The sequence below is a fragment of the Roseivivax isoporae LMG 25204 genome (assembly GCF_000521865.1).
Classification (GTDB): domain Bacteria; phylum Pseudomonadota; class Alphaproteobacteria; order Rhodobacterales; family Rhodobacteraceae; genus Roseivivax; species Roseivivax isoporae.
The window spans coordinates 1-1,029 of the sequence record NZ_JAME01000130.1 but is presented as its reverse complement, the minus strand read 5'-3'; the positions used below and the strand labels follow the sequence as shown (position 1 = coordinate 1,029).

At 63.1% G+C, this 1,029-nt stretch carries 3 protein-coding genes; 2 read left to right on the top strand and 1 reads right to left on the bottom strand.

Translation table 11 applies throughout. The features are described from left to right. The coding region (locus RISW2_RS22960; protein ID WP_043775816.1) for a DUF3168 domain-containing protein at window positions 1–363 on the top strand (363 nt) is incomplete at its 5' end. Between the two features lie 4 nt (window positions 364–367). Here RISW2_RS22960 and RISW2_RS25225 read toward each other — a convergent pair. Then, the gene (locus RISW2_RS25225; RefSeq protein WP_043775812.1) at window positions 368–652 is read right to left on the bottom strand and encodes a hypothetical protein; all 285 of its coding nucleotides are present in this window, start codon (window positions 650–652) and stop codon (window positions 368–370) included. A gap of 27 nt (window positions 653–679) precedes the next feature. On the opposite strand from RISW2_RS25225, the gene RISW2_RS25220 reads away from it, so the two are divergent. Then, window positions 680–1,029, top strand: a 350-nt coding sequence (locus RISW2_RS25220) for an HK97-gp10 family putative phage morphogenesis protein (protein WP_043775815.1), incomplete at its 3' end; no start/stop codon positions are given.

The following is a 1,029-nucleotide window of genomic DNA, read 5'->3' as shown; positions in this document are numbered from 1 at the left end:
CTCGTGGCGGACGCCGGCGTCGGCGCGCTCGTCAGCGACCGTATCTATGACAACGTGCCGAACGGCGTGACCTTCCCGTATGTCTCCTTCGGGCCGACTCAGGAGATCACCGACGACGAGCAATGCATCGACGGCGAGGAGCACGTCTTCCAGATCGACGTGTGGGACCGCTCGCAGGCGCGCCTTTCACCGACAAAGCGCATCGCCGGCGCGGTCAAGGCAGCTCTGCACGACGCAGCGCTGACGCTGCCGGACCCCTACGCGCTCGCGTTCATCCGCGTGACGAGCACCCGGACCATGCGTGATCCGGATGGGATCACTGGCCACGGCATCGTCATTGTCGAGGCGCGGGTCGAGCTGTAGCCATTCACTCGCCGCACTGATCGACGAAAAGGCGCTTCGTTTCCATGAAGTTCGACATGGCCTTTTCGTTGGCGGCAGTGATCGCTTGAGCCGTTCGCAAGGCTTCGTCGCTGACATTCGCGGGATCGGAGATCAAGTCGCCCGCAACCTCTTGGGTCTCTTCCAGGGACTGGAGGATGAAATGCCGGTCCAGTTCCCACCCGGAGCACTTGATGTCGGTGTTTTCGTCGACCTGGGCAAAGCTGGCGAAGGGGGCCGCGGTCAGCACGGCAGCGATGATCGGCTTCATGGCATCCTCTGGTTGATAGGTTCCAAGATGGTCAAGAACCTCGCCAAATTCCAGCGCCGGATGCGGGCGATCCCGCTGAGCGTCCGCCTCGAGGTGGTCCGGCAGCTGGAGAAGGAAGCGGACAAGATCGTCAAGCTGATGAAGGCGTTCGCGCCGAAGGGTGCGACCCGGCAGCTTGTCGAGAGCATCGGCTGGACGTGGGGCGACGCGCCCAAGGGCGCGATCACTGTCGGCAAGGTCGCCCGCAATGAATACGACCGGATCGCGATCACCATCTACGCGGGCGGCGGCGACGCCTTCTACGCAAAGTTCCAGGAGTTCGGGACGGTCAACATGGCTGCGAACCCGTTCTTTTTCCCTGTCTGGCGGGCAGAGAA

Coding starts and splice junctions, on each gene's coding strand:
- RISW2_RS25225 (WP_043775812.1), bottom strand. CDS start 652: ATGAAGCCGATCATCGCTGCCGTGCTGACCGCGGCCCCCTTCGCCAGC.